This is a genomic window from Serratia sp. OLAL2, assembly GCF_002752475.1.
Taxonomy (GTDB): Bacteria; Pseudomonadota; Gammaproteobacteria; order Enterobacterales; family Enterobacteriaceae; genus Serratia; species Serratia bockelmannii.
The window spans coordinates 639,360-663,122 of record NZ_MSTL01000018.1; the positions used below are offsets into that span (position 1 = coordinate 639,360).

20 protein-coding genes and 2 pseudogenes are annotated in these 23,763 nt (G+C 56.7%); 6 read left to right on the forward strand and 16 right to left on the reverse strand.

Features of this window, described 5'->3' with window-relative positions:
* Nucleotides 1-6 precede the first annotated feature (6 nt).
* Complete coding sequence (locus tag BVU99_RS16390) at nt 7-903, forward strand: PhzF family phenazine biosynthesis protein (protein WP_099816825.1); 897 nt, start codon at nt 7-9, stop codon at nt 901-903.
* Between the two features lie 506 nt (nt 904-1,409).
* Here BVU99_RS16390 and BVU99_RS25005 read toward each other — a convergent pair.
* The 10 genes and pseudogenes from BVU99_RS25005 to BVU99_RS16440 all read right to left on the reverse strand — a co-directional run bounded on the left by BVU99_RS25005 (nt 1,410) and on the right by BVU99_RS16440 (nt 11,408).
* The gene (locus BVU99_RS25005; protein ID WP_144334733.1) at nt 1,410-1,862 is read right to left on the reverse strand and encodes a hypothetical protein; all 453 of its coding nucleotides are present in this window, start codon (nt 1,860-1,862) and stop codon (nt 1,410-1,412) included.
* A gap of 347 nt (nt 1,863-2,209) precedes the next feature.
* A pseudogene (locus tag BVU99_RS25350) lies at nt 2,210-2,851 on the reverse strand (RHS repeat-associated core domain-containing protein); the annotation flags it as partial.
* Nucleotides 2,852-3,206: 355 nt separating this feature from the next.
* On the reverse strand, nt 3,207-3,539 hold the full coding sequence (locus BVU99_RS16405; protein ID WP_080350761.1) for a barstar family protein: 333 nt from the start codon (nt 3,537-3,539) through the stop codon (nt 3,207-3,209).
* 323 nt (nt 3,540-3,862) lie between these two features.
* Nucleotides 3,863-4,180: a hypothetical protein gene (locus tag BVU99_RS16410; protein ID WP_049295558.1), complete on the reverse strand. Its 318-nt coding sequence runs from the start codon at nt 4,178-4,180 to the stop codon at nt 3,863-3,865.
* A 135-nt stretch (nt 4,181-4,315) separates the two neighbouring features.
* Nucleotides 4,316-4,711 (reverse strand): hypothetical protein, encoded by a 396-nt coding sequence (locus tag BVU99_RS16415; protein ID WP_049295557.1) that lies wholly within the window; start codon nt 4,709-4,711, stop codon nt 4,316-4,318.
* Nucleotides 4,708-5,475, reverse strand: a pseudogene (locus BVU99_RS16420) (RHS repeat-associated core domain-containing protein); the annotation flags it as partial. The pseudogene BVU99_RS16420 and the gene BVU99_RS16415, both read right to left, overlap by 4 nt.
* A gap of 77 nt (nt 5,476-5,552) precedes the next feature.
* Entirely contained in the window at nt 5,553-5,819 is a 267-nt protein-coding gene (locus BVU99_RS16425) for a hypothetical protein (RefSeq protein WP_049295556.1), read from the reverse strand.
* A 418-nt stretch (nt 5,820-6,237) separates the two neighbouring features.
* Complete coding sequence (locus tag BVU99_RS16430) at nt 6,238-6,669, reverse strand: hypothetical protein (RefSeq protein WP_049295555.1); 432 nt, start codon at nt 6,667-6,669, stop codon at nt 6,238-6,240.
* A 1-nt stretch (nt 6,670) separates the two neighbouring features.
* On the reverse strand, nt 6,671-10,945 hold the full coding sequence (locus BVU99_RS16435) for an RHS repeat-associated core domain-containing protein (RefSeq protein ID WP_099816822.1): 4,275 nt from the start codon (nt 10,943-10,945) through the stop codon (nt 6,671-6,673).
* Nucleotides 10,946-10,976: 31 nt separating this feature from the next.
* Nucleotides 10,977-11,408, reverse strand: a complete 432-nt coding sequence (locus BVU99_RS16440) for a DUF1795 domain-containing protein (RefSeq protein ID WP_049207056.1) — start codon at nt 11,406-11,408, stop codon at nt 10,977-10,979.
* Between the two features lie 233 nt (nt 11,409-11,641).
* Here BVU99_RS16440 and BVU99_RS16445 point away from each other — a divergent pair, with 233 nt between their 5' ends.
* Both BVU99_RS16445 and BVU99_RS16450 read left to right on the forward strand, forming a co-directional pair.
* On the forward strand, nt 11,642-12,646 hold the full coding sequence (locus BVU99_RS16445) for an alpha/beta hydrolase (RefSeq protein WP_049206108.1): 1,005 nt from the start codon (nt 11,642-11,644) through the stop codon (nt 12,644-12,646).
* A 69-nt stretch (nt 12,647-12,715) separates the two neighbouring features.
* Entirely contained in the window at nt 12,716-13,366 is a 651-nt protein-coding gene (locus BVU99_RS16450; RefSeq protein WP_099816821.1) for a dihydrofolate reductase family protein, read from the forward strand.
* Nucleotides 13,367-13,408: 42 nt separating this feature from the next.
* On the opposite strand, the gene BVU99_RS16455 is transcribed toward BVU99_RS16450, so the two are convergent.
* Entirely contained in the window at nt 13,409-15,025 is a 1,617-nt protein-coding gene (locus BVU99_RS16455) for a serralysin family metalloprotease (RefSeq protein ID WP_099816820.1), read from the reverse strand.
* A 411-nt stretch (nt 15,026-15,436) separates the two neighbouring features.
* On the opposite strand from BVU99_RS16455, the gene BVU99_RS16460 reads away from it, so the two are divergent.
* A complete protein-coding gene (locus BVU99_RS16460) occupies nt 15,437-15,790 on the forward strand; it encodes a protease inhibitor Inh/omp19 family protein (RefSeq protein WP_043143214.1) in 354 nt (117 codons plus the stop codon).
* A 4-nt stretch (nt 15,791-15,794) separates the two neighbouring features.
* Here BVU99_RS16460 and BVU99_RS16465 read toward each other — a convergent pair whose 3' ends face one another.
* Both BVU99_RS16465 and BVU99_RS16470 read right to left on the reverse strand, forming a co-directional pair.
* Complete coding sequence (locus BVU99_RS16465; RefSeq protein ID WP_025302761.1) at nt 15,795-16,316, reverse strand: chromate transporter; 522 nt, start codon at nt 16,314-16,316, stop codon at nt 15,795-15,797.
* Nucleotides 16,313-16,879 (reverse strand): chromate transporter, encoded by a 567-nt coding sequence (locus BVU99_RS16470; RefSeq protein ID WP_025302760.1) that lies wholly within the window; start codon nt 16,877-16,879, stop codon nt 16,313-16,315. Before BVU99_RS16470 ends, BVU99_RS16465 begins: the two co-directional genes overlap by 4 nt.
* A 103-nt stretch (nt 16,880-16,982) precedes the next feature.
* Between BVU99_RS16470 and BVU99_RS16475 the strand changes: the two genes are divergently transcribed.
* Nucleotides 16,983-17,897 (forward strand): LysR family transcriptional regulator, encoded by a 915-nt coding sequence (locus BVU99_RS16475; protein ID WP_043143219.1) that lies wholly within the window; start codon nt 16,983-16,985, stop codon nt 17,895-17,897.
* On the opposite strand, the gene BVU99_RS16480 is transcribed toward BVU99_RS16475, so the two are convergent.
* Genes BVU99_RS16480 through BVU99_RS16490 form a run of 3 tightly spaced genes read right to left on the reverse strand, consistent with a single transcriptional unit; the run spans nt 17,882 to nt 22,010 of the window.
* Nucleotides 17,882-18,724 carry a PRD domain-containing protein gene (locus BVU99_RS16480; protein WP_049295550.1) on the reverse strand — a complete coding sequence of 281 codons (843 nt, stop codon included), beginning with the start codon at nt 18,722-18,724 and terminating at the stop codon, nt 17,882-17,884. The two genes, BVU99_RS16475 and BVU99_RS16480, sit on opposite strands and share 16 nt — an antisense overlap.
* A 20-nt stretch (nt 18,725-18,744) precedes the next feature.
* Nucleotides 18,745-20,160, reverse strand: a complete 1,416-nt coding sequence (locus BVU99_RS16485) for a glycoside hydrolase family 1 protein (protein WP_099816819.1) — start codon at nt 20,158-20,160, stop codon at nt 18,745-18,747.
* On the reverse strand, nt 20,157-22,010 hold the full coding sequence (locus BVU99_RS16490) for a beta-glucoside-specific PTS transporter subunit IIABC (RefSeq protein WP_049295547.1): 1,854 nt from the start codon (nt 22,008-22,010) through the stop codon (nt 20,157-20,159). The genes BVU99_RS16485 and BVU99_RS16490 overlap by 4 nt, the downstream gene beginning before the upstream one ends.
* 560 nt (nt 22,011-22,570) lie before the next feature.
* Between BVU99_RS16490 and BVU99_RS16495 the strand changes: the two genes are divergently transcribed.
* Nucleotides 22,571-23,740, forward strand: a complete 1,170-nt coding sequence (locus BVU99_RS16495) for a cupin domain-containing protein (RefSeq protein ID WP_099816818.1) — start codon at nt 22,571-22,573, stop codon at nt 23,738-23,740.
* The last annotated feature ends 23 nt before the right edge of the window (nt 23,741-23,763 follow it).

The following is a 23,763-nucleotide window of genomic DNA, read 5'->3' on the forward strand; positions in this document are numbered from 1 at the left end:
TGGCCAATGCTCAGAAGTGATGATGTGACACCCCGCGCCTACAAACAGGTGGACGTTTTCACCGCCACGCCGCTGCTCGGCAATCCCGTGGCGGTGGTGCTGGAGGCCGAGGGGCTGAGCAGCGCGCAGATGCTGGCATTGGCCCGTTGGACCAACCTTTCGGAAACCACCTTTGTGCTTAAACCGACGCACCCGGCGGCGGATTATAAGGTGCGCATCTTCACCACCGAAAAGGAGCTGCCCTTCGCCGGCCACCCGACGCTGGGCACCGCCCACGCCCTGCTGGAAGCCGGATTGGCACCTAAACGGCCTGGGACGGTGATGCAGGAATGCGGCGTCGGTCTGGTGGCGGTCAATATCCAGCCGGAAGGCACCTTGGCGTTCGCCGCGCCCGAAGTTGAGCTCCGCCCAATGGCGGCTGAGGAAACAGAACGGCTGATGGCCGCTTTACGGCCCGCGATGATTGCAGCAAGCCCCCTGCCGGTGATTGCCGAGATGGGTATTCGCTGGCTGATGGTGCGCCTGCCGGACGCGCAGTCCTGCCTGGCGGTGACGCCGGATCAGGCCACGATTAAACAGCTGCAAACGGCTTGCGATGTGGATGGCGTGGTGATTTATGGCGCCTGCCCCGCAACCGAACCGGCCGATTACGAAATGCGCGCGTTTATGGTGGAATGCGGTGTTTTGATTGAAGATCCGGTGACCGGCAGCGCCAACGCCTGCCTGGCGCGCTTGCTGCAAGCCAGCCGCTTCCCAGACGGCGGCCAGACCGCACAGGGCTACCTGGTGCGCCAGGGCACCCAACTGAATCGAGATGGCCGCGTGAGCGTGCGCTTTATTGACGGCGAGCCCTGGATCGGCGGGCAGAGCTGCACCCTGATTAACGGCACATTGGGTATTTAGTTTGGGGGCGATCGGCGCCAGCGGCAGGTGCGCGTCGATGTAATTCTGCAGGCTGCGCTCGCCCAGCAGGTTATCCGCCAGATCGTACACCAGCCGCGCGCCCGGTTTACCCTGATTGGGCTCGCGGTGTTGCAGCAGGCGGCCTTTGATGCAACTAACAATCTAATGCTTTTACTCTTCCTCTTTTTTATTTATAAAGAACCTAACATTTCCTTTTCAGGCATCTACCTTACATCTCATATTCAATGTTTCTCATATTTTTTGTAAAACACTAACAATCTTTATCGCCATTGATTATCTTATTGCTCTCAGGTCGCCACACACTCCCCCATTTTTCTCCAAATTCACAGAATAGTTTTCAATTGAATAATAGTCATTATTATCATTGTGGGTGCGAAACACTGAGCAATACCATTAACACCCCGATAGCAAATTTAAAACATCCGTATCATGTAATAAGCATGTAGCAAGCCACATAACCATAATAAAAACACATAAAAAAGATGTCAGCTCATTAATAAAATCAATCTACTCATCCCATCAAAGGTTAGAATATTACCATAATCCACCTTAATTTCATTATTTTCGAAACCACAGCTAAATATGTAGTTCCATCCAGGAACTCTCCAATATGCAGAGTCAATATTACTTAATCCAAATTTGGTTTCGCAAACAACACAAGGGTTATCCTTTCCATACCAAAACAATACGTGTGAATTACCTTCAAACGAGCTTTCCTTTAAAAAAACCTTTAGATTATCATATGTTATATCACCATCATGACTCAACATCTCCTGTATATCTGCGCTCCGATGATTTAGTTTTTCATAGTCTATATGACCAGCTTCCCAAGGTAGAGAAGATAATTTATAAAATAAGTCATCAGATAACGAGTCGTTAATCATCGCATTGTTATTAGCGAGCCATTCCTTAACAACACCACTATCAATAAAATTCATTTTCTTATACCTCAAGGGAAATGCTCTATGAGTGAATAATAATCATTTAAAGTGCCATTTTCTATTTTGTTAGCACCAAACAACCAGTCTTTCCTCTTTGGTCCACCACGCTGATCCCACCAGTTTACGTGATAACCTTTTTTATCATCATAATCTAAACGCCATCCTTGCTTTCCATCCGGTGACATTCGACCAGTAACTCTCCCTTTCTGAGGCCCTATTTCCTGAATAAAGTCTACTGCGTCATCACCTATACCTGATGCCTTTCTAGCATGATCACGGGCGTCATTGAGCGATTTGAACGTTTTCTCATGCTCAATGCCTTTCTCTACGCTACAGGTATTTTTAGACAGCCCATACGGATCCACCCACATCAGCGGGTTAGGCGCATACTGATAAAGGTTCAGCCCGCCACGCAGCCCTATCGGATCCTGCTTGGTGAAACGCCCCACCTCGGGTTCGTAGTAGCGGAACAGGTTGTAGTGCAGGCCGCTTTCGTCGTCCTGGTATTGCCCGGCGTAGCGCAGCGGCTGCTGATATTGCGCGCCCTGCCGCTTCGCCGCGCCGGCCACCGTCTGGCCCTGCAGCTTGCCGAAGGTGTCGTATTGCCCGGACCAGCACAGGTTGCACGCCGCGTCGGTCACCTCCAGCGGCGCGCTGTTCAGATCGGTGTGATACCAGTAAATATCCGCCGAGCGGCTGTCGCCCGCCTGCTCCAGCGCCGCCAGTGGGCTCCACGGGCTGGCCGGATCGTAGCTCCAGCTGCGGCGGCTGCCGTCGTCGCGCTGCTCCTGCAGCAACCGGTAGCCCTGCCACAGGAAACGGGTCGTCTGTTCGGTTTTGCCCTTGTAGTGCACCGTTTTGCGGCTGCGGCGGCCCAGCGCGTCGTAATGGTACTGCGCCTCGAACTCGCCCAGCAGGTTATCCGCCAGATCGTACACCAGCCGCGCGCCCGGTTTACCCTGATTGGGCTCGCGGTGTTACAACAGGTTGCATGCTCTACAATAAACACTTGGAATATTAATTTTCTATGATTCTTTATTTTTAAAGAGCTGAAGATTATCTATTCACATTTTAATTTTTCATATCAATTAGATGTTATCTGAAATCAGACCATTATAAAAAAGTTACTCATTAGCTACCGACAGACAACACTTAGCCCCCCCTTGCTTTATTGAATTCATTGCTTCCCATGAAAACCCGAGAAAATTGAGTACGCGATTGCGGCTAAACAGAGCATCACAATGGTCTGATATGCCAATCCAACCCTAAAAAAATGCTCTATTTTAATCATTAAAAAAGCGCCGCATTAATTCAAAGTCGAGCACCTTTTCAGTACATTTTTTATTTAACCAAAAGTAATAGAATCAATGCTTCGTCACCAAACGAGATAGCCCCCTTATTGACAGCCTCTATCGCCAATAAAAAATTATATCTAATATCGTCAGGCAATGAATGTATTCCATTGATTTTCATCAGCAAATACTCATCCTTATCTAAGTGTATGCTAGTCATCCCATCATCAGGAAATCTAAGGCTATTTAAACAGTCAACAAAAGCGTTGAAGTTATTCCCATAAAAATCGGGAAAACCAAAAACCCTATTCATTTCATCATGAAATTCATCATCCGTATTTATTTCTGAAAAATCAGCAACCACCCGTTTAAACTTCATCATTTCCGCCCTGAAGGATCTATTTCTATAAAGGAATCGTAATGTTCATGACTGTAGTAAACTTTCCCTGTCACTTTTTCAACGACAATACACCTTGCACTCGATTGGCAACCCCTAGGATCTTAACCGTTCACTATCTATATATCCCACTTTACCTGTGGTGCTGGCCAATTTAGCTGTACTTAAATTGCCTGGCGTCGCGCAGCGGCTGCTGGTACTATGCCTCCTACTGTTTCCGTCTTTTTCTGCTCTAGAATTAAATTCTAAATTCGTTTATTTAGCAGGAGGCACCACGCTATTCCTGTAGTGCCTAATTTTCTTTGAGGCTAGTCTCCCGGCTTCTCCCAATAAGGGGTATCCTCTGTAGCTCTCTCTATATCATCCATATCATCATCACCAAGACTATTATCAAACTTACTGGATAATATCCTTCTAATTTCTGCCAACCTATGTGTAACTTTATTCTTGTCTATAAATTTAGTTGTTTCGCTCTCATACTCTAACCGCTTATCGTCACTAATAACTGGCTCGCTATAATAATAATGTGCGATATTACCAAGTGAGATCAATAAATAATTAACCTCCTTGATTATATTAACAGCTTCTTCACCTGTGAGTTTGATTATTTCATTTTCTTTTAACATCTTACGCCTTTATAAACTCATTAACCACTCCAAAGTTGATTTTATATTCTGAACTTAAACTATTTTTATCCATTTAATCAAATCATACTAATAAAAACACTTTAATGAACTAGCACCAGACAGCTATAGCTACATTTAATCTATATCACCATCGATATAGTTACTAAATCCTTGGAATATAAAATCATCAAACTCAATGTTCACACTCCAATCATCTCCCAACTGTGAAATGAACTTTTTACCTTTTTCACATACAATGTTAAGTTTTGCATAAGAGGCCTTTCTCCAGTTGAGAATATTAATGTTATCACAACCAGTGCCGTTTAACTCTATGACCAAAACATTGAAATCCTTTCCCCAAGCCCCCCACTTACTCACATCAACTGCTGGTTTCTGATGTGTATGTATCTTAACTGACAAACGTCCCTCGACATCGAAAACAATCTGCCCAATATATACACTTTCTTCCAAACCATTAGGGAACACTTTTTTTAAAAACTCGTTTCTTCTTACAAAATCCAATAAATTCATATAATCACCAATTGAAAATTGTAATGGCCATGCGTCCCGGGAACACTGCCTGTATTTAAATTATCAATAGGTCTAACATTAAAATGTGGCTCTGCCCCATGTAATGCAGTTGCCTTTGTATGGCCAAGACTATGCTCTTGGATTACAATAGGGACCCCTTCTCTATTTGTATAGTGATATTGCCTGACCTGTATAGGTGTTCCATTAGCATCAAGTATCTTATTACCTTTACCATCCAATAAGTCAACCCGATCTATTTTTGGATGTTGGTTATTACTGATTTTTGCATCACGCTTAGCTTGTCTAAAGGCATCTCTTCTACTGGTGCCAATGTATGTGGTTTTTTTATTTTTTTCAGCACCACACGCACTCAACCCCAGTGGATCCACCCACATCAGCGGGTTAGGCGCATACTGATAAAGGTTCAGCCCGCCGCGCAACCCTATCGGATCCTGCGTGGTGAAACGCCCCACCTCGGGTTCGTAGTAGCGGAACAGGTTGTAGTGCAGGCCGCTTTCGTCGTCCTGGTATTGCCCGGCGTAGCGCAGCGGCTGCTGGTATTGCGCGCCCTGCCGCTTCGCCGCGCCGGCCACCGTCTGGCCCTGCAGCTTGCCGAAGGTGTCGTATTGCCCGGACCAGCACAGGTTGCCCGCCGCGTCGGTCACCTCCAGCGGCGCGCTGTTCAGATCGGTGTGATACCAGTAAATATCCGCCGAGCGGCTGTCGCCCGCCTGCTCCAGCGCCGCCAGCGGGCTCGCCGGGTCGTTATTTAAAAGCCATCATTGCATAAAAACGAGCATTTAAAATTAGTAAATCAAACTCAGATCAATAATCTTTATAACTAAGTTCTAAGCAACGATACAAACTCTTTAAATGCTTCTATTACAGTTTCCTCGCCTGATAATTCTCTTCGTTCATTAATTATATAGTTCCCGGTTTCAACATCAATGATCTCCAGCATACAAGATGCATCATCCCACACCGTAAAACGCGCAATCTTCGTATCATCATCTATATCAACAACCAGACTATCTGTAAAATCATTAGCATTGCACTTAACTTCATAATGGCTATTGGATAATATCCAATCACTTATTTTTTTGAGCATCTTGAAATTCCTGACTCTGTTTTATGAGCCTTAACCTCAATGTTTTTCACAATCGGCATTTCTAATACTGGCCCCTTACGTTTGGCTAATCGCCCCTCCAACGAGTCAGGACCAACTATTTTTGCCCAGCCTTCATTTGTCTTGATTAAAGATCGTTCAGGCACTTCGAATTCAACGCACATAGTACCCGGACACCTAGAATATTTAACTTCTATGATTCTTTGTTTTTAAAGAGCTGGAGATTACCTATTCAAAATTTAATTTCCTCATATAAACCAGATGTTGTCTGAAAGCAGGGTGTTATAAATATAGTTACTTATTCCCTACTGTCAGACAACACTCAACACTACCCTTAATTTAGTTGAAAATCATTGTTTCCAATGAAAACCTGAAAAAATTGAGCTTACGGGCTTATCACTCACAGCTCAAAGAACCATTCTAAAAATGAGTTGAAATCTTTCCATTGAGGTTTCAACCGCCCATCTTTAAAATCTTGCAACTTCTCGCCTAAAGCTAAGTCAACCACCTCACCAGTTTCTTTGTTGTAAAAAAAACCAGTTTCCCCCTCGAAGCTGTCAAGTGGAATAAATGATTTCGGCAACCCAAGGACTTCATGACATCTCTTCAAGTCAAACTCATAGTTTGAATTTAGTAAAAACCAGCCCAATTGATATATTTCTTTTTTCCGACTGTAAAAAGTAGGCCCATCTTCCGCATGGGAGTAAAATAAAGAAATATCAGATGATGGCTCAACCCCTAATTTCTCAAGGGCTTTCTTGTAGTCTTCAGATGCATCATCGAACCACCAGCCTTTATTCTTAAGATGCACTACAATATTTTTAGATAACATATTACCCCCTGCAATTAGATTTTAAATTTCGCTTGCGCAATTCATTTTCACCACGCTGACGCCAGTAGCCATCACGATCGCCATTAAAAGCATCCCTGTTAACAGGGTTTATCGGATGTTGGTTTGGTAAATGAGGATGTAATGCATTTGTACCATAATACTTCTGATGTGTATCTGCTGAAAGCTCAAATAGCGAACCTAATCCATTTTGTTTAGAGTGATGGAGGTTTATTTGCGAGTACTTACCATTTTTCACTACAAATGGACTCTTACCATCCAACGCTAGATCCAAATTAGTCTTAACACCATTCCTCGTATTAACAGGAAGGTCCCAATCAATCTCTTGTTGATAAACAGTATGAGTACTCCCTGATGGCGCATTGAACACAACCGGTGTAAAGAAATTATTCAACCCCAACGGATCCACCCACATCAGCGGGTTCGGCGCATACTGATACAGGTTCAACCCGCCTTCCAACCCTATCGGATCCTGCGTGGTGAAACGCCCCACCTCGGGTTCGTAGTAGCGGAACAGGTTGTAGTGCAGGCCGCTTTCGTCGTCCTGGTATTGCCCGGCGTAGCGCAGCGGCTGCTGGTATTGCGCGCCCTGCCGCTTCGCCGCGCCGGCCACCGTCTGGCCCTGCAGCTTGCCGAAGGTGTCGTATTGCCCGGACCAGCACAGGTTGCCCGCCGCGTCGGTCACCTCCAGCGGCGCGCTGTTCAGATCGGTGTGATACCAGTAAATATCCGCCGAGCGGCTGTCGCCCGCCTGCTCCAGCGCCGCCAGCGGGCTCCACGGGCTGGCCGGATCGTAGTTCCAGCTGCGGCGGCTGCCGTCGTCGCGCTGCTCCTGCAGCAACCGGTAGCCCTGCCACAGGAAACGGGTCGTCTGTTCGGTTTTGCCCTTGTAGCGCACCGCTTTGCGGCTGCGGCGGCCCAGCGCGTCGTAATGATACTGCGCTTCGAACTCGCCCTGCGGGCCGCGGCCGTGCGCCTGCACCAGCCGGTTGTCGGCGTCGTAGCGGTAGTGCTGTTCGTACAGGCCGTTGCGCCGGCTGATCAGGTTGCCCCAGGCGTCGTAACGGTAAAACAGTTTTTGCCAGTGCGTCAGGCGGTTGTCGACAATCGGCGCCAGCGGCAGGTGCGCGTCGATGTCGCTCTGCGGGCTGCGCTCGCCCAGCAGGTTATCCGCCAGATCGTACACCAGCCGCGAGCCCGGTTTGCCCTGATTGGGCTCACGGTGTTGCAGCAGGCGGCCTTCGGCGTCGTAACCGTAGTGCACTTCGCCGCGCAGCGCGTCGCTCACCCCGGCCAGCTCGCCGCGGCCGGTGTAGCGATAAGCGCGCCACAGCACGCCGTCTTCCGGCCGGGTCAGTTTGTCGTGGCCGAAGGCGCTGCTCTGCCAGCTGCGGCGGCCCATGGCGTCGTAACGCCGCTGCTGCTGCAGCGCGCCCTGGCTGCGGCCGGTTTCCCGGTGCAGGCGATCGCGGGTGAATTCGCTCACCACCTGCTGGTTGAATTTAATGGCGCTGGCGTGGCCGGAGCCGTAATACAGCCACTGCAGGCGATCGCCCTGCGGCAGCGTCAGCGTCTGCAGGTTGGCCAACGCATCCCACTGGTATTGCAGCTCGCCGTTGACGCCTTGCTCGCCGAGCAGCCGCCCGGCGGCGTCATAGCGCATCTGCACGCTGTCCGGCTCGATGCCCAGCGCCGCGCCGCTCGCCGTCGGCAGGCGGTTCAGCTCGCGCAGCCGCCCCATGGCGTCGAAACGGTAATGCCATTCCGCACTGGCGTTACTGCGCCAGACCAGCTGCCCGGCCTCGTCGAAGCGGAAGCGCTGTTCGCGCTGAGTCAGCTCGCCCGCGCCGCCCGGCAGGCCGACCTCACGGTGCTCTTCCAGCAGCCCGGCCGCGCCGTAACGATAATAGTGGCGGGTGTCGTCCGGGCGCTCTTCGGCCACCACACGGCCCACCGCATCGTAGCTGAAGCGGTAGTCGCCGCCGTTGCCGTTCTCCAGCCGCGTCAGCCAGCCCTGCGGGCTGTAGTGATAGCGCCGGGTGCGGTTGATGCGATCGGTGATGCTGACCGGCAGCCCCAGGGCGTTGTACTGCCAGCGGGTCAGGCTGCCCAGCGCGTCCTGATGTTCGGCCAGCTGGCCGTGCGCGTTCCAGTTAAAGCGCTCTTCGCCGCCGTCCGGGTGGATCAGGGTGTGCAGGCGCCCGCCGTTATCCCACCGGTAGCGCGTCTGGTGGCCTTCGGCATCGGTCTGCGCCGTCAGTTGCCCCAGCGCATCGTAGGTATAAGCCGTGACGCTGCCGGAACAGTCGGTGTAGCGCGTCAGCTGGCCGCGGGCATCCCACTCCAGCTTCACTTCCCCGCCCAGCGCGTCGATCACACTAGCCGGCAGGCTCTCTTCGTCATCCGGATAGCGGTACAGCGTGGCATTACCCAGCGCATCGACATAGCGCGTCGGGCGCCCCAGCGTGTCCCAGTGCTGCGCCTCGCTGCTGCCGTCCGGGTACGCGACGGCGAACAGCCGGCCGCTGTTGCGCGAATATTGATAGCGCGTCACGCGGCCGAGCGGATCGGTCTCCGACAGCAGGCGGCCATAAGGATCCCATTCGCTCTGGCGCTGCGCGCCGCCGGGCAGCAGCACGCTGCACAGCTCGCCGCGTTGGTAGATAAAACCGTAGCGGCGCTGGTCGAAATCGGTGTACTGCGCCACGTTGTCGTCGTCATCCAGCCGCCACTCCGCCCGTTTGCCGTCGCCGCGCACCGCGCTGCGGCGCCCGCCGGCGAAGTCATAGCCGAACTCAAGGGATTCTCCGGCGCTGTTGCGATAGGCCGTCACGCGCGGCACGCCGTCGATCTCTTGCCATTGGTATTCGTTCAGCAGCCCGGCGGCGTCCTGGTGGCTGATCATCAGGCCATCGCGCCAGCCAAAGCGGCGCGTCACCTCACCGGCGCGGTTGCTCACCGTCGTCAGTTGGCCCTGCTCATCGTAGCCGTAGCGCACCAGCGTCCGTTCGCCTTCGGCGGTTTGCAGCGCCACTTCGCGCAGGCGGCCCTGTGCATAGCGGCACATCAGGCGCTGCCCGGCGCTGTCCACCAGTTCGCTCAGCAGCCCCTCGTCGTCGTAAAACAGCGAGGTGGCGTTGCCGATGGCGTCGGTGATCATGCTGAGCCGGCTCGGCTGCTCGCCCGCCAGCGGCGGGTAGTGGAAAATCTGTTCGCCGACGTCAAACAGCTGCCAACTGCCGTCGTCGTTGTGCATCAGCCAGCATTTTTCGGCTTCGCAGTAGGTTTTGTGGCCGCGCGGCACCATAGGGAAAGCGACGAAGTCGCCGGAAGGCGCGCGCCACACCAGGCCGTCCTGATACGGCTGCAGGCTGCTCTCCCAGAACAGGTTCCAGCCGCGGCCCAGTACGCTGTCGCCGGGGTTGCCGCTGCGCCAATAGCGCTGCCAGGCGACCGGCAGGCGCGATGGCAGCACGAAATCGAGATCGTCTTCGCCGTCGAGGAATTTCTGGCCGCTGACGATATCCACCGGCCGGGCGATAATGCCAACCGCGGCGGTCGCGGTCATCAGGGTGCCGGCACGGCAGGCGATGCGCGCCAGTTTGTTGATGCCGGGCAGCTTGCCCAGCAGTTTGCCGAGCGCCCCCAACTTGCCGGCGGCGCCGCCCACGCCGCCCACCAGGCCGGCGAACAGCAGCGTCAGGTCAGAGACCTTGTACAGCCAATCCGGCACTTCGGGCTTGATCGGCAAGGTGGTGACGGTGCCGCCGCCGATAAACACGTTGGGCGAACCTTCCATCACCTGCGCGTCGCAGTTGGTTTTGTCCCCCACGCGCGAGGCGGGCTGGCCATTGATGCTGACCTTGTCGGAGCCCTGCGCCATCTGCATGCTCGGGCCGTCGTCGCTGCAGGCCACCTGGCTATTGGTGGCGAGCGCGGCGGGTTTGCCGTTGATGAAAACGTTGGGGGAACCGGTGACGATATTGCCTTTGGGGGTCAGGCTACCGGCACCGGCGTCGGCAATGCCGTCGCGCGCCGCGGTGGCCGCCTCCCCGGTGAGATACCCCACCGCCAGGCTGGCGCCGATAAGCAGCACGCCGACGCCGATACAGGAGGCCGCCAGGCCGGCGACGAACAGCGCCCCCGCCGCCACCGCGCCTGCGGCGGCGATCAGGCCGCCGACAAGGGTGCCGGCAATCATGCCGGCCAGGGCATGGGAATGCCCGATAATATCGCCGACGCGAGCCGCTTCGGTCATCGTAAGGTCCTTTTACGCAAAGAGTTCATCGTTAGGCCGCCCGGTAGCTGCTCAGCACCTGCTGCAACAGCGCGTCATCTTGTGGCGTCAGCTTGCGCGCCATCGCCAGGGTGAACACCAGCACCCGGCCTTCCGCCAGGGCGAACACCGCCTGGTTCTGCCAGATGCGTTTGCCGTCGCGCAGGTAGCTGGCGCGCACCCATTCACCGGCGGCCAGCCCATCGCCCAGCGTCGCCGGCTCGCGGCTTTTGAACGCCCAACCTTTCAGCCCCTGTGCCAGCGCATCGAGCTGGCGGGTGACGTAGCCTTCCAGGTTCTCCGCCGGCTGCAGCGCATCGCGGGAAATATTGACTGAGGGGGAAACATCATCGCCGGCCAACAGGACGTTGACCGTGCGATCGGCATAGCCTTCCGGCAAAGCGACGCTGCCTTCGCTGAAAGCGCAGCGGGATAAAGCGGACATGCGAGGATCCTTTTGCATAAATAATGCTTAAGCATCGCATAACTTAGCCTTGAAATAAAACCATCAGGCGCCGCCAATGTTGCGCGGCGTGACCGCGTTCACTGTGAAAAAGAGCGTTGCCCGGAATCTGGCCGGGAATCAAACCGTCATATACAGAATTATCTGAAACCACTGGCGCGCCGCCGCGCCGATTATGGCTATACTCGGCTCTCGTCCGTTTTCAGGAGATCAGGATGCTGAGATTCACCCGTAGTGCGCTGCTGTGCGCCGCGCTGGCCGCGTTCAACGCCGGCGCCGCCGAAACGCCGACGTTCGGCCCGGAGCTGCAGGGCTTTCACTACCCCTACCCGTTGCAGCAGTTCAGCTTCACCTCGCAGGGGCAGCCGTTAAAAATGGGCTATATGGACGTGCCGCCGGAAGGCGCCGCCAACGGCCGCACCGCGCTGTTGCTGCACGGTAAAAACTTCTGCGCCGCCACCTGGCAGGACACCATCAAGGCGCTGAGCAAGGCCGGCTACCGCGTGATCGCGCCGGACCAAATCGGCTTTTGCTCCTCTACCAAGCCGGCGCATTACCAGTACAGCTTCCAGCAGCTGGCGCAAAATACCCACGGCCTGCTGCAGAACCTGAACATCAGCAAGGCCATCGTCATCGGCCACTCCACCGGCGGCATGCTGGCCACGCGCTACAGCCTGATGTATCCGCAGGCGGTGGAACAGCTGGTGATGGTCAACCCGATCGGCCTCGAGGACTGGAAGGCGAAAGGCGTGCCGTGGCGCAGCGTCGATCAATGGTTCGCGCGCGAGCTGAACACCACCGCCGAGGGCATCCGCAATTATGAGCAGCACACCTACTACGGCGGCCGCTGGAAGCCGGAGTACGATCGCTGGGTGGATATGCTGGCCGGGCTGAACAACGGGCCGGGCCACCGCCTGGTGGCGTGGAACTCGGCGCTGATCTACGACATGATCTTCACCCAGCCGGTGTACTACGAGTTCAAGGATCTGCAAACCCCCACCACGCTGATGATCGGCACCGCCGACACCACCGCCATCGGCAGCGATATCGCCCCGCCGGCAGTCAAGGCCAAAATTGGGCATTACGCGGTGCTGGGCAAACAGGCGGCGAAACTCATCCCGCACGCCACGCTGATCGAGTTCGCCGGGCTGGGCCATGCGCCGCAAATGGAGGAGCCGGCGCGCTTCCATCAGGCGTTGCTCAAGGCGCTGCAACCCTGAGCGGCCGGTTGGCGCGGCCGCCGCACGGCGGCTAAACTTTCAGCTGGCACTCAACTGCAGGAGACAGCCATGCGACAGATTATTGCCAGCGCGTTCGTCAGCCTCGACGGCGTGATGCAGGCGCCCGGCGGGCAAGACGAAGACCGCAGCGGCGGCTTTCGCTTCGGCGGCTGGACCGCGCCCTATTGGGATGACGCCGTCGCGGAAACGATGAGCGATCTTTTCTCTGCGCCTTTCGATCTGCTGCTCGGGCGGCGCACCTACGATATCTTCGCCGGCTACTGGCCGCATATCACCGACGAGGCCGACCCGTTTTCCGCCGACATCGCCCGCGTGTTCAATCAGGCGGCCAAGTACGTCGCCACCCACCACGGCGAGACGCTGACGTGGGAGAACAGCCAGTGGCTGGGGCAAGACATCCTCGCCCGGCTGCGCGAGCTGAAGCGCACCCAGGGGCCGGTGCTGCTGGTGCAGGGCAGCAGCACGCTGATGCAACAGCTGCTGGCCAACGATCTGGTGGATGAACTGCGCTTGCTCACCTACCCGGTGCTGCTCGGCGGCGGCAAGCGGCTGTTCGATGACAACGCGGCGCCGGCGGCCTTCACGCTGACCCACTCGGTGGTCTCGCCCGGCGGCGTGATCGTGGCCCACTACCGCCGCGCCGGCGAGGTGACGACCGGTTCCTTCGTGACGGAAAGCGCGGCGGCGGCCCAGCCGTAAAAAAAGGGCCGTTCGGCCCTTTTCTCTTTTCCCTTCATCACCTCAGGCAAACAAGATATCGCTCTGCTCGACCTGCCCGACCACGTGGATCTTGAAGTCGGCGGCATAGCTGTTGCTCTGGGTGTTCATCAGCAGATCGGTGGTGCCGTTGAAGGCGTCGAAGTTGAGCTGGATCTCGCCTTTCTGGCCGCTGAAGGCGCTGCCGCTGTCGATAAAGCGCAGCTCGCTCAGGCTGTTGTTGAAGCGCAGGCCGGAGAGATCGATCTTGTCGATGCCGTGCTCGAAGTCTTCAATCACGTCGAACGCCGCCACCGTGGACTCTTTGGCGTTGAGATAGACGAAATAGTCGGTGAAGTTATTGGCGTCTTTGCCGCCCCACAGATGATCCGCCCCCAGGCCGCCGTACAGGATATCGGAGCCGGCGTTGCCCGCCAGCAGGTTGTCCTGATCGTTGCCGATGATCACATCGCGCCCGCTGCCGCCGATGGCGTTCTCGATGATCGCCCCGCGCGCGATGGCGACGTTCTGCGTGCCGCCGCCGACGCTGGAGAACGCGCCGTCGTTCAGGTTGATCATCTGCTGCTGGCTGTAGCCGGAGAAGTCCAGCGTGTCGTTGCCGCCGGCGTCCCACACCGCGAAGTTGACCGGTTTGCCGTTGTCCGCCGTGGCGGTCAGGAAATCGCGCCCGGTGTTGGAGTTGAAGCCGTACACCGTGTCGCCGGTGCGGGTGCTCATGTTGGCGCCGTACAATTTTTGGATCGCGGCGATGTCATCCACCATCGGGCCATAGCCATAGACCCCTTTGGTGTCGGCGCCGGTGTAACCGGCGTTGAAATAGCTCATGATCGAGTATTGCAACGAATCTTGATAATAGGCGGCATCGTTCTGGTAGCTCGGGTTGCCCAGCGACGCGTCATAAGATCCCGGGTGCGCCAGCCCCAGGGCATGCCCCAACTCGTGGGTGAAGGTCTGGCTGCTGAAGTCACCGCTAACCGGCGCCTGATGGGTGGCAAAGTTCTTGTTGAACCACACCGTGCCCGCAAAGGCGTTATCGCTGCCCGGTTTGGCGCTCGGCGGGTAATAGGCGTACGCGTTGATGGCATTCGGGCCGCTGCCGGCGGCGGTGCTACCGTCGGCGCGCTGGGTGAAGTACGCGAAGGTGATGTCCGCTCGGTGGTTGATATCGGTGGACGCCGCCTCGGTAAAGGTCACGTTCGCCACGTCGGCCCACGCCTGCATCGATTTCAGCGCCTGAGCCTGCGCCGCCTGGGTCAACGGCTGCAACCCCTTGTCGCCGTCACCGGTCTGGCCGATGCGGTTCAGCGCGCTCTGCGTCAGGAAGGAATAGGTCAGCGCGACCGGCTGGTGATACACCTGGTCGCCGTTGTGCGTCAGGCCCGGCCGCGTCAACTGATCGGCGGCGCGATCGAAGCTGAAGTTATCGCGGATTTTACCCAAATTATTAATCGCCGCCCCGCCGCGCTGGTTGCTGTACAGGTTAGCGTTGTCCAGCGTGAACAGCGCGCCGTAGCCCAATCCGTCATAGGGGCTGCCGGGCTGGTGATAGTAAAACTGATAGTTATGATCGTTGGGGGATGTGGCGGCCAGGCTGGTGAACTCATCGTCATCTTGCAAAATGTCGTTGTGGCGACTGCGCATTGTATTCTCCTTTTACACAATAGGAACCCACTCGCTTTGTAAGACTATTCATCAGTCGTTCTAATCTAAGCCAAGGCTTAGGAATGACCAGTATAGTGACTCACCCCGCTGGCGCGAGCCCACCCGGCCTGGCTTCACCGCGCCGTGCATAGAGATGGAGATACGCATAACAATTTGTATTCTCACTATATTAATGAGAAAAATGAGCGCATTAACGGGTTAATTATTCGTCTTTTTGCGTATTTTATCACCGATCAGATCAGAATAATCGAGGATTAAAAAACCTAATCCTTCCCTCATCATCAAGATAGGTACGTGCTAAAGTGTGAACGGACAGCCGAAAGGAGTGACCCGATGCCAACCCATTTCCTTATGCGCGCCTTGCGCCGCGCCAGCCTGACAGGAGTCGTTATGAGCATATTGTGCAGCAGTGCCCTGGGCAGTTCACTGCCGTTGCTGGAACCCGCCGCGCTGAAGGGCGACTGGCAGCTCGCCGCCATCGGCGACGGTAAAACCGTCTGCGAGGTGCAGCTGAGCGACGAAGCGGTGGCCAACACCAACGCTTTCCGTTTCAGCGCCCCCGCTCAATGCCTGCAGCCGCTGGCGCTGCACGCGCTGCCGGTCGCCTGGCGGCCGACGCCGGACGGCATGACGCTGACCGACGCCGAAGGGAGCATGGTGGCGTTTCTGGCCCTGACCGCGCCGAAGCGCTATGAGCTGATCGACCGCAACGGCCCTTCGCGCTTTGTACTGATCCCGCGCTAACCCTTCAGGCGAACAGTAACCCGAGCAGCGCGCCGCCCGCCAGCACCCACAGCGGATGGAGACGCTTGCTCATGCTCAACCCCGTCGCCAGCGCCACGATTGCCGCCAGCCGCCAGCTGGGCGCGGAAGCCTCGGCGATCAAGATACCGCTGGCCGCCACCAACCCCACGGTCAGCGGCACCAGTCCGGCCTGCACGATGCGGCGCCACGGGCGATCCTTAAAGCGCCGCCAGGCGCCCATCACCAATAGCGTAACGATGGAAGACGGCCCGAACTTGGCGATCGAAGACACTAACAGCCCCGCCCAGCCGGCGACGTGCCAGCCGACCAGCGGCACGATCATCATGTTCGGCCCCGGCGCGGCCTGCGCCATGGCGAACAGCGCGCTGAACTCCTGGGCGCTCATCCACTGATGCACCTCAACCACCTGCCGCTGCATTTCCGGCAGAATGGTCATGCCGCCGCCGAACGCCAATAAAGAAAGCTCGGTGAAGATCAGCGCCAACGCAATCAACACCCCGCTCATGACGGCCACCGCCACATCAGCAGAATGCTCAGCGGCGCCAGCACTAGCATGGTCGGCAACAGCGGCAGGCGCAGCCAGGCGATGGCGATCAGCGCCAGCGCGACGATCGCCATCGCCGGCCATTTACCGCGCAGCGGCAGCAGCATCTTGATCCCGGTAGACAGCAGCAGCCCGGCGGCGGCGGCGGCCAGCCCGGCGAACACATGCTGCACATGCGGATCGTTTTGGAAGCGGGCGTACACCACGCCCAGCCCCACCACGATCGCCGTCGGCGCGCTGATGAGGCCCAGCAAGGCGCACAGCGCGCCGCGCAGCCCGCGAAACTCCATGCCCACCGCCACCGACAGGTTGATCACATTGCCGCCGGGCAGGAACTGGCACAGACCGAGCAGCTCGGTAAACTGTTCGCCGCTCAGCCAGCGCCGGCGCTCCACCAGCATACTGCGCGCCATCGGCAGCACGCCGCCGAAGCCGATCAGCCCCAGCCAGAGAAAGCCCAAAAACAGCTCCGCATTACCCGGCGCTGCCGCCGGGTGCGGTTTTAACGTATTGATATCTGACATGACATTGCCGTTCCACATCGCTTGTTTTGATGTCTGGTATCATGCGCGCCGCCGTGCCATGATGTCTAATGCATTCCGGAGAAACTAACAATACCTTTGAGGTATGGCTATGATCGAACTGCGTCGCCTGCGGGCATTCGTCACCGTGGTGGAAGAAGGCAACATCACCCGCGCCGCCGAGCGGCTGTTTATCCAACAGCCGCCGCTGACCCGCCTGCTGCAGGGGCTGGAAGACGAACTGGGCGTAACCTTGTTGCAGCGCCTGCCGCGCGGCGTGCGCGTCACCGAAGCGGGGGGCGTGCTGTTTGAAGAGGCTCGCGCCCTGCTGGCGCGCGCCGAACGCCTGCGCGAAGCGGTACAGCGCGCCGCCCGCGGCGAGCAGGGCCACATCGCCATCGGTTTCACCAGTTCCGCCGCGCTGCATCCGTTCGTGCCCAACCTGCTGCGCCGCTACCGCGACATCCTGCCGGGTATCACCACCCAGTTGGAAGAAGCCGGCAGCGGCGAACTGATGGAGGCGTTGCTGGAACAGCGCCTCGACGCCGCCTTCGTGCGTTCGCCGGCCAACGGCATTCCCGGCCTGAGCGTCGAGCCGGTGCTCAGCGAGCCGATGATCGTCGCCCTGCCGCTGGGCCACCGGCTGGCGCAAGAAACGCAGCAGCCGCTGCCGCTGGCCGAACTGGCCCACGAGGCGTTTATTCTCTATCGCCGCCCGGCCGGCCAGGGGCTGTACGACGCCATCCTGGCCGCCTGCCACCGCGCCGGCTTCAGCCCGCGCATCGTGCAGGAAGCGCCACGCCTGCCGGCCACCCTCAGCCTGGTCGGCGCCGGGCTGGGGTTGTCAATCGTGCCCGGCTCGATGCGGCGGCTGGGCGGCGACGGCATTGTCTACCGCACTCTCGCCGAAGAAGCGCAGCTCAGCGCCCCGCTTTACCTGGCGCTGCGCCATAGCCCGGCCTCGCCGATCGTCGAGCGCTTTCGCGAACTGGTCGCCGAGGCGGTTCAGGCCTCGGGCTGATCGGTGATGCGCGTCAGGTGGATCATCAAATACAGCAGCTCATCGTTCGACATCTCCATTTGCAGCAGATTCTTCACGTAATCGCGGATCAATAGCGCGCCACGATAGGCATGCGGGTACTCGGCCGTCATCTGAGCAAACAGAAAATCGGCCTTCGAGGTCATCTGTTTGCCGTCGAGCATGCGCTGGATAAAGAACTGCATATGCACTAAAAAGCGCGCGTAGTTCAGCGAATCGGTGTCGATATTGAGGCGAAAGTGATACTTGATGATATTGAAAATATCTTTCAGCATCTTCACCGCCAGCAACGTGTGCTCCATGTTTTGCACTTCGGTCTGGCCGTTGACCAGGTGAAAGGCGATATTGCCCGCTTCCTCTTCAGGCAGATGGATATTCAGCCGCTGGTTAATGTAGGCCAACGCTTGCAGCCCCACCGCAAACTCTCGCGGGTAGAAACGCTTCACCTCGAACAGCAGGCGGTTTTGGATGGCGATACCCTTGTGATGACGTTCGATAGCAAAACTGACGTGATCCACTAGCGTAAAGAAAATCTGTTCATTAATGTTGCCGTTCAGTTGGCGGTTGGCCTCACTGAGGATCATCTGCACAATTTCGATGTGCTCCGTCGGGGCAGTTTCAATCAGCCGCAGATAATCGCGCCCTTTTTGCCCCTCCTGCACCACATACACTTTCTCAATGGCGGCCGAGTTGATCTCGTCTCCGGTTTTGCTGTTAAAACCAATTCCCTTGCCCATGACGATAACCTCACGGTTATCGTCGTCCGCGGTTAACACCAGACTGTTGTTGAGCACCTTAATGACTTTCATCGTCTCGGCCGTCACCTTGCTTATTTGCCCAACCGGCCATTGGCGGCGATAAGCTGCCGATACCAGTCAAAACTGCGTTTTTTGATGCGCCGCAGATCCTTAAGATCCCGTTCTCCGCGGTTCACGTAGATAAATCCATAGCGCTTGGCGTAACCTTGATGCGTACTGACTACGTCAATCGCCGCCCACGGGCAGTAACCGAGCAGCTCGACGCCATCGTTGATCGCCAGCCGCATCTGTTCGACATGCTGCCGCATGAATTCAATGCGATAGTCGTCGTCGATGGTCTCATCCGCCCGCAATTCATCCGGCGCGCCAATGCCGTTCTCCGTGATGAGTATCGGCAGGTGATAGCGTTCGAAGGTCTTGCGCAGCGTTAAGCGCAGGCCAACCGGATCGATCACCCATCCGTAGCGCGTCTTGCCGACAAACGGGTTTTCCGCCGCACGATACACACCCGGTTCGCCGAGCATAATTTGCTGATCGCCGGCGCGTGCGCTCACGTCTGCACCGTCGCCGCGGCTAGCGGCGATCGTGGCGGTGGAATAGTAATTGATCGCCACATAATCCGGTCGTGCCGCCAACAGCAGCGCCGCGTCCTCCGGCTCCCTGTCCGGCGCCCACCCCCGATCCTCGAGATAACGCCAGGCCAGGGCGTTGTAGCGGCCATGCACCGCCACATCGAGAAAACTCCAACAGCGCAACGTCTCCCAGTTATGAGCGGCAATGGCATCCAGCGGATTGCAGGTCTCCTGATACATCGAGGTGGTATTGATCGCCGGGCCAATTTTCCCGCCGGGACAGCGCTGATGGCATAATGCCATGACTTTGGCCTGAGCGACCAACATATGATGACTCTGCTGATACAGCGTCCGTTTGTCAGGCAACGCACCGCCTTTGGGCGTGCCGATAGCGCCGGGGTGCAGGATCATGGTGTTCTGTTCATTGATGGTGAGCCAATACTTCACCCGATCGCCGAAGGCGTCGAACAGCACGCCGGCGTAAGTGACAAAAGCCTCGATGGTGGCGCGATTGGACCAGCCGCCCTGCTGCTCCAGCACATAAGGCAGATCGAAATGATACAGCGTCACCACCGGCTCGATGCCGTGCGCCAGCAATTCGTCGATCAACTGCCGGTAAAACGCCAGCCCCGGCGCATTGACTTCGCCGACGCCATCGGGCAACACGCGCGTCCACGCAACCGAAAACCGGTAGGCCTTTAACCCCAGTTCTGCGAACAGCTTCACATCCTCGCGAAAGCGATGATAGTGATCGCTGGCCACCGTAAAATCCGCCGTGCCTGCGGGATGTTCAAGCATATCGACGATCGACGGGCTTTTTCCGTCTTCATTCCATGCGCCCTCCACCTGATAGGCGGAAGTCGACGCGCCCCAGAGAAACTCGGCGGGAAAATCGTGCAAGCGTTGATAAATCATGCCGGCTCCTTATTGGCCTTCAGCGCCATAATCGTCTCACCGGCATGAACGCCATGCGGCTTAGGTAACACCTGAACCTGAAACGCTTCGCTGTTGACGATCAATACCGGCGTCGTCAGATCGAAGCCCAATGCGGCGATCGCGCCGATGTCAAAACGCACCAGCTCGTCGCCGACCTTCACGCGATCGCCAATCTGCAGTCCGGAGTCAAAGTGTTGGCCACCCAGGTTTACCGTGTCGATGCCGATATGCAGCAACAGCTCCGCACCGTTGTCCCCCTTGATGCCGACCGCATGTTTTGACGGCAGGAAAGTCACGATCTCGCCGTCCAGCGGCGCACGCAGCACCCCTTCCGACGGTATGATCGCCATGCCCTGGCCCAACAAGCCCTGTGAGAAGACGTCATCGTTGACCTGATCCAACGTCACGGCTTTGCCAGTCAGCGGGCTGAAAACCGGCGATACCTCGTCGGCCGCCACCTGAGTCACTTCGGTCGCCTCCTCGACCGGATCGTCGAAGCCAAGGATCCAGGTCAGGGCAAAGGTCACGACGATGGCAATGGCGCAAGTGATCAGCGCATGCACGATATTCATCGGGTTCTCACCGATAAACGCCGGCAAAGCAGCCAGGCCAGGAGAAACGAAGGCATAGCGCACCAACCCGCTCAACCCGGCGTAAATGCCGGCGCAGCCACCGCCGATCATCGCTGCGATCAACGGCTTGCGCAGTTTCAGCGTCACCCCGTACAGCGAGGGTTCAGTGATCCCCAACAACGCGGTAAAACCGGCGGAGGACGCCAACTGGCGCAAATTCGTGTTCTTGGTGCGGAATGCCACACATAGCGTCGCCGCACCTTGCGCAATATTGGACGCCAACATGCCCGGCCCGTTAATCATCTCAAAACCATTCTTGGTCAATTGGCCGGTGGCTATCGGTGTCATCGCCCAGGCGGTGCCGGTGATCACCAAAAATGGCTGCAGCCCGCCCATCAACATAGGAATCAGCCAGCTAGCCCTACCATCGACGATCGCCGCACCGGCGGCCACCATGTCATTGAGGAAAATGCCGAACGGTCCGACCACCACCAATGCCAGCGGCGCGGTGACCAGCAGCACAATCATCGGTTTGGTGAAGAACTTGATCATCGTCGGCGAAACTTTCTCGGCAAACCGCTCGATATAGGACATCAGCCACACGGTAAAAATGATCGGCAACACCGAGCCGGCATAATCCGCCAGCCGCACCGGCATGCCGAGAAAATCAATCGCGGTGCCTGCCGCCAGCATCTGAGCCAGATTAGGGTGCAGCAACGCGCCGGCGAGGGTCATCGCCAGGATGGGATTGCACTCGAATTTTATCGCGGCACCGTAAGCCAACAGCACCGGCAGGAAGAAAAACGCCGCATCGGCGACGGTATCCAGCAATCGATAGGTCGTGCCGGCGGGATCTATCGCCCCGGCCAGCTTGAGGATCGCCAGCAGTGCCTTGATCATCCCCGCGCCGGTAATGGCCGGGATCACCGGGGTAAAGGTCGTGGAAATCACGCTGATAATCCGTGACACCACGTCACCTTTCGGCTGCTGCTTTTGAGCGCCGGTTTGCGGCTGGCCAATCTCCTTTTGCAGCACGCGGAACGTTTGCTGCACGTTATTGCCGACCACGATCTGAAACTGGCCGCCGCGCACCACCACGCTGATAACGCCCGGCAGGGCTTCGATCGCCTTCGAATCCACTTTAGCGTCGTCGTTGAATTCCATACGCAAACGGGTCGCGCAGTGCGTCAGCTTGCTGACGTTGCCTTTACCGCCGACCCGCGCCAATATTTCTAAGCCAAGTTTCTGATAGTCCATCGTTTTCCCCAGTAAAATGCAAAAAAAAAGACCAAAATGGAAATGCGCCTCGTCACAAGGAGAAGTGCATTCCTATTTTGGTCTTGCCTGCTTTAGCAGTAACACGCCGCAATAAAAATGGTGTGCGGTCTTCTCGACCGCGCTAAAAGTATCACCATACTCGCGAATACTCGGCAATAGCCATACGTCAGCGTTGTGAAAGGCGTCACGATTTAGCGTAAATGCACTGCAATGTCGCCGCTGCACGCTTTTTGCGCACACCCATAGCGCAATCGGAAGGAAATAACCCAAAATAATGCGCTTTATTGTCACTTTGTTTATTTAATTACGGGGGAAGATTAATTCAGATCCATGACTATTCAACTTCCGGACAATTAATTAAACCTGCACTCACTTAGTAACAAACGCAAACAAATAAGCGCCTACGCAATACATTCCAGCCGCTAGGATTTAAGGGTCACAGCCTATTCCCGCCGATGACAAAAAATCATTTCAATGGCGATCGCGCCTTCCCCGTCGCCTGCTGCTGCAGGCGCACGGTTTATATTGGAGAAAATGCTATGCTATCGCGTCGTGATATATTGAAAGTCTCCGCCGTCAGCGCGGCCGCCGCCGGCATGATCGGCGGCATCGCCAAAAATGCCGCTGCCGACGACCATCGTAATATCGTGCCTCCCAGCAGCTATCAGCCGCCTGCCGATGCGCAGCATCTCTATAAATACAAATTCACCGACAGCAAAAAACGCAGCCTGCCCAACGGCTGGGCACGCGAAGCCACCGTCGAGCAATTCCCGATCTCCGAAGGCGTGGCGGGCGTCGACATGACGCTGGAGCCGGGCGGCGTGCGCGAACTGCATTGGCACGCCATCGCCGCCGAATGGGCATTCATGCTGGAAGGCCATGCGCGCATCACCATCCTCGATCCCGAGGGAAAATGTGAGGTGGCGGATTTCGGCCCCGGCGACGTCTGGTATTTCCCGAAAGGCTATGGCCATTCCATTCAGGCGCTGGCGGACGGCGCGCATTTTATTCTGGCATTCGATAACGGGCATTTCTCCGAATTCGGTACCTTCAGCATCACCGACTGGGTGGCGCATATGCCGAAAGAGGTATTGGAAAAAAGCGTCGACATGCCGGCGGCGGTATTTTCCAAGGCCAAACAGGGCGAAGCGTATATTGTCGGCGGCGCCGTTCCGCCCGCCTTGCCATTGCCGAAAAGCGACGGCGGATTAAATAATGCCCCGCTGACCCACCGCTATGAATTAATGAAGCAAAAGCCGTTCTTTGAAAATGACGCCGGCAGCGTCCATTTGGTGTCGTCGAAAGAATTTCCTATTTCCACCACCATGACCGGCATCATCGAGATCGTGAAACCCGGCGCGATCCGGGAATTGCACTGGCACCCCAACGCCAACGAATGGCAATACTATATTGCCGGCAAAGGCCGGATGACGGTGTTCAGCTCGCACGGCCACGCGCAGACGGAAGAGTACGCCCCTTCGGACGTCGGTTACGTGCCGCAGGGCTTCGGCCATTACATCGAGAACATCGGCGATGAGGATTTGAAGGTACTGATCGTGATGGACAACGGCATTTATCAGGATATTTCGTTGTCCGACTGGCTGGCGAAAACCCCGGCTTACCTGCTGGCGGACAACTTCAATAATCAGGTTGAGGACTGGCAGGATAGACCGAAAGACAAACGGGTGATGTCGCGGCGCAGCCGCTGACGCCGCGGCGAGGGAGAATCTCC

What these genes read in the sequence shown, in the direction of transcription:
- BVU99_RS25005 (WP_144334733.1), bottom strand. Translation starts at nt 1,862, where the DNA reads ATGAATTTTATTGATAGTGGTGTTGTTAAGGAATGGCTCGCTAATAAC.
- BVU99_RS16445 (WP_049206108.1), top strand. Translation starts at nt 11,642, where the DNA reads ATGCTGAGATTCACCCGTAGTGCGCTGCTGTGCGCCGCGCTGGCCGCG.
- BVU99_RS16485 (WP_099816819.1), bottom strand. Translation starts at nt 20,160, where the DNA reads ATGATTTATCAACGCTTGCACGATTTTCCCGCCGAGTTTCTCTGGGGC.
- BVU99_RS16490 (WP_049295547.1), bottom strand. Translation starts at nt 22,010, where the DNA reads ATGGACTATCAGAAACTTGGCTTAGAAATATTGGCGCGGGTCGGCGGT.
- BVU99_RS16425 (WP_049295556.1), bottom strand. Translation starts at nt 5,819, where the DNA reads ATGCTCAAAAAAATAAGTGATTGGATATTATCCAATAGCCATTATGAA.
- BVU99_RS16495 (WP_099816818.1), top strand. Translation starts at nt 22,571, where the DNA reads ATGCTATCGCGTCGTGATATATTGAAAGTCTCCGCCGTCAGCGCGGCC.
- BVU99_RS16470 (WP_025302760.1), bottom strand. Translation starts at nt 16,879, where the DNA reads ATGTCAGATATCAATACGTTAAAACCGCACCCGGCGGCAGCGCCGGGT.
- BVU99_RS16410 (WP_049295558.1), bottom strand. Translation starts at nt 4,180, where the DNA reads ATGTTAAAAGAAAATGAAATAATCAAACTCACAGGTGAAGAAGCTGTT.
- BVU99_RS16455 (WP_099816820.1), bottom strand. Translation starts at nt 15,025, where the DNA reads ATGCGCAGTCGCCACAACGACATTTTGCAAGATGACGATGAGTTCACC.
- BVU99_RS16440 (WP_049207056.1), bottom strand. Translation starts at nt 11,408, where the DNA reads ATGTCCGCTTTATCCCGCTGCGCTTTCAGCGAAGGCAGCGTCGCTTTG.
- BVU99_RS16475 (WP_043143219.1), top strand. Translation starts at nt 16,983, where the DNA reads ATGGCTATGATCGAACTGCGTCGCCTGCGGGCATTCGTCACCGTGGTG.
- BVU99_RS16460 (WP_043143214.1), top strand. Translation starts at nt 15,437, where the DNA reads ATGAGCATATTGTGCAGCAGTGCCCTGGGCAGTTCACTGCCGTTGCTG.
- BVU99_RS16405 (WP_080350761.1), bottom strand. Translation starts at nt 3,539, where the DNA reads ATGATGAAGTTTAAACGGGTGGTTGCTGATTTTTCAGAAATAAATACG.
- BVU99_RS16450 (WP_099816821.1), top strand. Translation starts at nt 12,716, where the DNA reads ATGCGACAGATTATTGCCAGCGCGTTCGTCAGCCTCGACGGCGTGATG.
- BVU99_RS16415 (WP_049295557.1), bottom strand. Translation starts at nt 4,711, where the DNA reads ATGAATTTATTGGATTTTGTAAGAAGAAACGAGTTTTTAAAAAAAGTG.
- BVU99_RS16465 (WP_025302761.1), bottom strand. Translation starts at nt 16,316, where the DNA reads ATGAGCGGGGTGTTGATTGCGTTGGCGCTGATCTTCACCGAGCTTTCT.
- BVU99_RS16430 (WP_049295555.1), bottom strand. Translation starts at nt 6,669, where the DNA reads ATGTTATCTAAAAATATTGTAGTGCATCTTAAGAATAAAGGCTGGTGG.
- BVU99_RS16390 (WP_099816825.1), top strand. Translation starts at nt 7, where the DNA reads ATGCTCAGAAGTGATGATGTGACACCCCGCGCCTACAAACAGGTGGAC.
- BVU99_RS16435 (WP_099816822.1), bottom strand. Translation starts at nt 10,945, where the DNA reads ATGACCGAAGCGGCTCGCGTCGGCGATATTATCGGGCATTCCCATGCC.
- BVU99_RS16480 (WP_049295550.1), bottom strand. Translation starts at nt 18,724, where the DNA reads ATGAAAGTCATTAAGGTGCTCAACAACAGTCTGGTGTTAACCGCGGAC.